The sequence below is a fragment of the Pseudomonas sp. PGPPP1 genome (genome assembly GCF_002255865.1).
Taxonomy (GTDB): Bacteria; Pseudomonadota; Gammaproteobacteria; order Pseudomonadales; family Pseudomonadaceae; genus Aquipseudomonas; species Aquipseudomonas cremoris.
The window spans coordinates 52841-59932 of record NZ_NKIG01000036.1; the positions used below are offsets into that span (position 1 = coordinate 52841).

Below are 7092 nucleotides of genomic sequence, written 5' to 3' on the forward strand. Positions count from 1 at the left end.
CCCCTAACTCTCCTGGGCCCGATACGCCCCCGGCGTCACCCCCGTCCATTTCTTGAACGCCCGATGAAACGCCGACGGTTCGGAAAACCCCAACTGCTCGGCAATCTCCTGCAACGACAAATCCGCCCGCCCCAAATGATAGATGGCGATGTCCCGCCGCAGCTCATCCTTGAGTGCCTGAAAACTGGTGCCTTCCTCGCGTAAATGCCGGCGCAGGGTCTGTGGGCTGATGTGCAGGTGCTGGGCGACGGCGTCCAGGTCGGGCCAGGGCGTGCGGTCACGGCTTAGCAGGCGGCGCAGTTGGCTGCTCAGGCTGTCACCTTCATCCGGCCGGGACAGCAGGTCGGCGGGAGAGCGTTCAAGGAAGTGCTTGAGGGTGCGTTCGTCCTGCAACAGCGGCAGGCTCAGATAGCGGGCGGGAAATACCAGGCTGCTGTTCGGCGCTCCGAATACCTGGGTACAGGGAAACAGCAGGTCATATTCACTGGCATGCGTTGGCATCGGGTAGCTGAAGGTGGCCTGATGCAGGCGGATACGCTGGCCGATCAACCAACTGCCGAGGCGGTGCCAGATCACCAACAGGCATTCACTGAGGAAGTGATCCGGGTCCCACAGTTGGGAGTCGTCCAGGCTCAAGCGAGCCATTTCGCCTTCTCTTGTCAGCTGCCAGCGCGGGCCTTGTGGGAATAGGCTATAAAATAATAAGCCGCGCTCCAGAGCCTTCTCCAAGGTGCGGCAGTGGATCAGCGCGTGGCACATCATGGCGAAGGTGCCGCGTTTGCTCGGGCCTTCGGCAAACCCCAGGTATTCGTCGTCCAGCGCCAGCCAAAGCATCTGCAACAGCCGGGTAAATTGCTCGGGCGCGATGCGCGCACGCGGTTCTGTCAGTAGCTCTGGGGGGATACCCACCTGTTGCAGCAGACCTGAATAGTCGTAACCCGCCCGGCGCGCACCGCCGAGGGCAGCCCGGGCGTAGTGACTGGCGATGGTGCGTTCACGCATGCGAAGGCCTCTTCCATGGAAAGGCCGATGGTAGTCATCACCGCAGAGAGCGACAAGGCGGATATCCGCCAAATTGTAGGACGGGATTGGAAGGGTGGGCGGAAATCCGCCACCCTATTTGGCGTTTCGCGGGGCGGCCGGAAAGCCTTGGGCCTGATGCCTAAAGGCTTTCAGGGTTTTTCAGCAAAGTGGCACGGCGTTTGCGATACAGATTACAGCGCAGGCTTGGATCCTAGAGGCTTCGCAAACAACAAATCCCTCCAGTGCAGGAGGGTTCGCAATTCAAGTGTCGTGGGCAATGGCGGATCTTTGCCACACGGGACGATTGAGGAATTTTGCAATGACGACTCGTCAGCCAATCTACAAATCCCTGTATTTCCAGGTGATCGTTGCAATCGTTATCGGTATTTTGCTCGGTCACTTCTACCCGCAGACCGGCGTGGCCCTCAAGCCACTGGGTGACGGCTTTATCAAGCTGATCAAAATGGTCATCGCCCCCATCATCTTCTGCACCGTTGTCAGCGGCATCGCTGGCATGCAAAGCATGAAATCGGTCGGCAAAACCGGCGGCTACGCGCTGCTGTACTTCGAAATCGTATCGACCATCGCCCTGCTGATCGGCCTGATCGTGGTCAACGTCGTGCAACCGGGCGCCGGCATGCACATTGACGTTGCCACCCTGGACGCCTCTAAAGTCGCTGCCTACGTGACTGCCGGTGCAGACCAGAGCATCGTTGGCTTCCTGCTCAACGTGATCCCAAACACCATCGTCGGCGCTTTCGCCAACGGCGATATCCTGCAAGTGTTGATGTTCTCGGTGATCTTCGGTTTTGCCCTGCACCGCCTGGGTGCCTACGGCAAGCCGGTACTGGACTTCATCGATCGCTTCGCCCACGTGATGTTCAACATCATCAACATGATCATGAAGCTCGCGCCACTCGGTGCCCTGGGCGCCATGGCGTTCACCATCGGCGCCTACGGTGTAGGTTCCCTGGTGCAACTGGGCCAGTTGATGATCTGCTTCTACATCACGTGCCTGCTGTTTGTGCTGGTGGTGTTGGGCGGTATCTGCCGCGCTCACGGTTTCAGCGTGTTGAAGCTGGTTCGCTACATCCGTGAAGAGCTGCTGATCGTCCTGGGTACTTCCTCCTCCGAATCCGCACTGCCACGCATGCTGATCAAGATGGAGCGTCTGGGTGCGAAGAAATCCGTAGTAGGCCTGGTAATCCCGACTGGCTACTCCTTCAACCTCGACGGTACGTCGATCTACCTGACCATGGCTGCCGTGTTCATCGCCCAGGCGACAGACACTCACATGGACATCACCCATCAGATCACCCTGCTGCTGGTGCTGCTGCTGTCCTCCAAAGGCGCTGCGGGTGTGACCGGTTCGGGCTTCATCGTACTGGCTGCTACCCTGTCGGCCGTAGGCCACCTGCCGGTTGCCGGCCTGGCGCTGATCCTGGGTATCGACCGCTTCATGTCCGAAGCCCGCGCACTGACCAACCTGGTGGGTAACGCCGTTGCCACCATCGTTGTGGCCAAGTGGGTCAAGGAACTGGACACCGACAAGCTGCAAAGCGAGCTGGCGTCTGGCGGTACCGGTATCTCCGAGACTCGTCAGGAAGATGACCTGGGCGTAGCCGAAGGCCCGGCGCCTGCCATCAAGTAATACGCTGCTGGCGTGAACTAACGCCCAAGCGACTCCACAAACGCCCCGACTTGTTCGGGGCGTTTGCGTTTCTGGCGGCTGACGTTGAATTCTTTTACTTTAAAGCCAGTCGAACTTTCATTCGTTGCAACGCTTGCGAGAGGTGGTATGGACAGTGTGGATCTGAACGTCCTGCGCAGCGTGTTGGAGTGGCGCCGCGCCGGGCAGCAAGTGGTGTTGTACAGCGTGGTCCAGACCTGGGGCAGCGCACCGCGCCCGCCGGGGGCGATGCTGGCCCTGCGCGGCGATGGGGTGGTGATCGGTTCGGTGTCCGGCGGTTGCATTGAGGATGACTTGATCGCCCGCCTGCAGGACGGACGATTGCCCGAAGATGGGCCGCCGGTGCAGTTGGTGACCTATGGCGTTACCCGTGACGAGGCTGCGCGGTTTGGCCTGCCGTGTGGCGGCACCCTGCGACTGACCGAAGAGCGCGTTGTCGAGTGGGAATGGGTGTCCGAGTTGTTGGCACGCTGTGAAGCCCATGAGATTGTCGCTCGAGAGTTGGACCTGGCCAGCGGTAACGTCACCCTCAGCAGCGCGAGCAAGACCGACGTGGTGAGTTTTGACGGAGCGCGTCTGCGAGCGATCTACGGCCCACGCTGGCGCCTACTGCTTATCGGCGCCGGGCAGCTGTCGCGCTACGTGGCAGAAATGGCGCGCCTGCTGGATTTCGAGGTGTTGATCTGCGACCCGCGTGAAGAGTTTGTCTACGGCTGGGAAGAACAGCACGGCCGTTTTGTGCCGGGTATGCCCGATGAGGCGGTGCTGAACATCCAGACCGACGAACGCACGGCCATCGTCTGCCTGACCCATGATCCAAGGCTGGATGACATGGCGTTGCTCACCGCGTTGAATTCTTCAGCGTTCTACATCGGTGCCCTGGGTTCGCGGGTCAACACCCAGAAACGTCGGGAAACCCTCACGGCGCTGGGGTTGTCCGCCGAGGCGATTGCGCGTCTGCATGGGCCGATTGGCCTGCATATCGGCAGTCATACGCCGGCGGAAATCGCGTTGTCGTTGATGGCGGAAATTGTCGCGATCAAGAACGGCGTGGCACCGATGCAGAAAAAGCCGTTGCCGGTAGTAGCGCCGTGACTGTCACGGCGATTGTGCTGGCGGCGGGGCAGGGCAGTCGTTTCCGCGCAGAGGCGGGGGCGGACCAGGACAAGCTGCTGGCTGATTGTGTCGGCCTGGATGGCGTGACGAGGCCGGTGATCGAACAGGTATTGAGGCATTTGCCTGCAGGCGTTGTCAGGCGCTGGTTGGTGACCTCGCCGGAGCGCTCTGGTGTGATTCGATTGGCTCGAGCGTATGACTGCGAGGTCTTGCTGCTGGAATCGGCCGGAATGGGCGACAGCATCGCGGCGGCGGTTGCGGCCAGTGGTCCGGCGGATGGCTGGCTGGTGGTGCTGGGGGATATGCCGTTTGTTCGGCCGTCGAGTATGGAGCGGGTGATTGAGGGGCTGGAGGAAGGCGGGATCAGCGTGCCGATGTATGGCGGTCAATACGGGCATCCGGTGGGATTTGGTCGGGCGCTGGGGCCTGGGTTGATCGCGCTGAGCGGTGATCGTGGAGGGCGGTCGTTGTTTGCGCAGGCGCCGGTCAGCGAGGTGCTGGTTGAAGATCCCGGTGTGCTCTGGGATGTGGACGTGCCGCAGTCCTTGAATTTTAAGCCGATCTAAATGTGGGAGCTGGCTTGCCTGCGATAGCGGTATGTCAGCTAAAAACCTGTCACTGATACACCGTCATCGCAGGCAAGCCAGCTCCCACATTTGAATGTATTTCAGATATTGGAATCAGTATCTGCCCCATAAAAAAGCCCCGCCTGATCACTCAGGCGGGGCTTTTTAGTTACTGCTGAAATCAGACCAGAGGTTTGCTCTCGTGTTCTGCTTCCTGTGCAGCAGCGGCGGCTGCTTCTGCTTCCTTGCGACGGCGACGCACTTCACGTGGGTCGTTCGGCGCACGGCCGTTTTCAGTCAGGGCGCTAGCAGGTGCAGCTTCAACCACTGGAGCGGCCACTTCGGCAACTACCGGTGCTTCAACTACGGGTGCTGGCTCGACGACTGGAGCAGGCTCAACCACTGGGGCAGGCTCGGCAACCACGACTTCGGCAACCGGTGTTGGCGCTTCCTCTACTACTGGGGCTGGCGCTTCAACCGGAGCGGCGGGCTCGGCAGTCCATTGGAAGGCGGTCTGTTCTTCACGAACTTCGCGAACTTCTGGCGCTGCTTCGACAACCGTTGCTTCAACAACCGCTTCAACCACTGGCTCAGACTCGGCTACCGGTGCTGGCTCAACCACTGCCGCTTCCACTTCCGGCAAGGCTTCTTGAACCGGGGCAACTTCCACTTCCGGAACTACCGGAGCTTCGATCGGGGTGGTGGCTTCTACAACAGGTGCTTCGACAACCGGTGCTTCGAAGGACGGAGCTTCAACAGCCGGAGCTTCAACAACAGGCGCTTCAATGACTGGCGTCTCGGCAACCGGTGCTTCCACGGCGACGGTTTCTTCTACGGCAGCAGTAGCGCGCTCAGCCTGCTCGTGAGCCTGGGCTTCAGCAGGTGCGCTGATGACCGAGCTGGCAACGGCAGCGGTAACGGCCAGGCCGGCAGCCAGTTCGGCGCCACTTGGTTCGTCGGTTGCGCCTTCTGCGTTCTCGCCGGTCTCTTCCGAGCCTTCGATCACGTTGCCGTTGGCATCACGTTGACGCTCACGACGGTTGCTGCGGCGACGCTGGCCACGGGAGCGACGGCGTGGACGATCGCCTTCGGCGCCTTCCTGACCATCTTCCTGCAGTTGCTCTTCACCGGTCAGTACTTCTTCTTCGCTGGCGGCAGCGGCTTGCTCGGCACGTGGTTGACGTTCTTCACGCGGTGCGCGTGGTTGACGCTCCTCACGTGGCGCACGCTCTTCACGCGGCTGACGAGCCGGGCGCTCTTCGGCAACAACGGCTGCACCGGCAACGGCTGGGGCCGCGTCCAGTGGCTCGCGCAGTTCACGCACGCGCTCTTCGCGTTCGCCGCGTGGCTTGCGATCTTCACGCGGTGCACGTGGCGTGCGTGGTGCACGCTCTTCACGCGGTGCGCGTTCTTCACGGGCTACGGTTGGGGTTTCTTCACGGGCTTCGCGAGGTGCACGTTCTTCGCGAGGTGCACGCTCTTCACGTGGGGCACGCTCCTCGCGTGGCTTGCGTTCTTCATCGCGGCGACCGTTGCGATTGCGGCTCTGCTGGCGACCGTTGCGACGCTCTTCGTTGCGTGCCGGGCGTTCGGCGGCAGGTTTTTCAACCACAACCGGTGCAGCTGGCTCTTCCTTGGTGGCGAACAGGCTGACCAGCGACTTCACCAGGCCTTTGAACAGGCTTGGCTCAGGCAGGGCGGCCGGTGCGGCAACAGGGGCAGCAACTTCGGTCGGAACCGGTGCGTTGGCACGGGCCGGCGCGGTCTTCACCGCAGCTTCCTGGCGAACCAGGGTGCGGGTCGCAGCAGCTGGCTGGACTTCTTCCACTTCGGCAGCGGCAGCAGCGATTTCGTAGCTGGACTGGCCGCTATGGGCTTCCGGGCTGTCATCACGCAGACGCTGCACTTCAAAGTGCGGCGTTTCGAGGTGATCGTTCGGCAGGATGACGATACGGGCGCGGGTGCGCAGTTCGATCTTGGTGATCGAGTTGCGTTTTTCGTTGAGCAGGAAGGCTGCAACCGGGATCGGCACTTGCGCGCGGACTTCGGCGGTGCGGTCTTTCAGGGCTTCTTCTTCGATCAGGCGCAGGATCGCCAGCGACAGCGATTCAACGTCACGGATGATGCCGGTGCCGTTGCAACGCGGGCAGACAATGCCGCTGCTCTCGCCCAGGGATGGACGCAGGCGTTGACGGGACATTTCCAGCAGGCCGAAGCGCGAGATGCGGCCGACTTGCACGCGGGCGCGGTCAGCTTCCAGGCACTCGCGGACTTTTTCTTCCACGGCGCGCTGGTTCTTGGCAGGGGTCATGTCGATGAAGTCGATCACGATCAAGCCGCCAATATCACGCAGGCGCAACTGGCGGGCGATTTCTTCAGCCGCTTCCAGGTTGGTCTGCAGGGCGGTTTCTTCGATGTCGCTGCCTTTGGTCGCACGCGCCGAGTTGATGTCGATGGACACCAGGGCTTCGGTCGGGTCGATTACGATGGAGCCGCCGGAAGGCAGTTCGACTACGCGCTGGAAAGCGGTCTCGATCTGGCTTTCGATCTGGAAACGGTTGAACAGCGGCACGCTGTCTTCGTACAGCTTGATCTTGCTGGCGTACTGCGGCATCACCTGGCGGATGAAGGTCAGGGCTTCGTCCTGGGCTTCAACGCTGTCGATCAGCACTTCGCCGATGTCCTGGCGCAGGTAGT

At 61.3% G+C, this 7092-nt stretch carries 5 protein-coding genes; 3 read left to right on the plus strand and 2 right to left on the minus strand.

Features of this window, described 5'->3' with window-relative positions:
- Positions 1-3 precede the first annotated feature (3 nt).
- The gene (locus tag CFE47_RS27625; RefSeq protein ID WP_286841889.1) at positions 4-1002 is read right to left on the minus strand and encodes an AraC family transcriptional regulator; all 999 of its coding nucleotides are present in this window, start codon (positions 1000-1002) and stop codon (positions 4-6) included.
- 340 nt (positions 1003-1342) lie between these two features.
- Here CFE47_RS27625 and CFE47_RS27630 point away from each other — a divergent pair, with 340 nt between their 5' ends.
- From CFE47_RS27630 to CFE47_RS27640, 3 genes are all read left to right on the plus strand, one after another.
- Positions 1343-2674 (plus strand): dicarboxylate/amino acid:cation symporter, encoded by a 1332-nt coding sequence (locus CFE47_RS27630; RefSeq protein WP_185703223.1) that lies wholly within the window; start codon positions 1343-1345, stop codon positions 2672-2674.
- A 147-nt stretch (positions 2675-2821) separates the two neighbouring features.
- Positions 2822-3808: an XdhC family protein gene (locus CFE47_RS27635; RefSeq protein ID WP_286841890.1), complete on the plus strand. Its 987-nt coding sequence runs from the start codon at positions 2822-2824 to the stop codon at positions 3806-3808.
- Positions 3805-4395, plus strand: a complete 591-nt coding sequence (locus tag CFE47_RS27640; RefSeq protein WP_286841891.1) for a nucleotidyltransferase family protein — start codon at positions 3805-3807, stop codon at positions 4393-4395. Before CFE47_RS27635 ends, CFE47_RS27640 begins: the two co-directional genes overlap by 4 nt.
- A 181-nt stretch (positions 4396-4576) precedes the next feature.
- Here CFE47_RS27640 and CFE47_RS27645 read toward each other — a convergent pair.
- Positions 4577-7092, minus strand: a 2516-nt coding sequence (locus tag CFE47_RS27645; RefSeq protein ID WP_286841893.1) for a ribonuclease E/G, incomplete at its 5' end; no start/stop codon positions are given.

Coding starts and splice junctions, on each gene's coding strand:
- CFE47_RS27625 (WP_286841889.1), bottom strand. CDS start 1,002: ATGCGTGAACGCACCATCGCCAGTCACTACGCCCGGGCTGCCCTCGGC.
- CFE47_RS27635 (WP_286841890.1), top strand. CDS start 2,822: ATGGACAGTGTGGATCTGAACGTCCTGCGCAGCGTGTTGGAGTGGCGC.
- CFE47_RS27630 (WP_185703223.1), top strand. CDS start 1,343: ATGACGACTCGTCAGCCAATCTACAAATCCCTGTATTTCCAGGTGATC.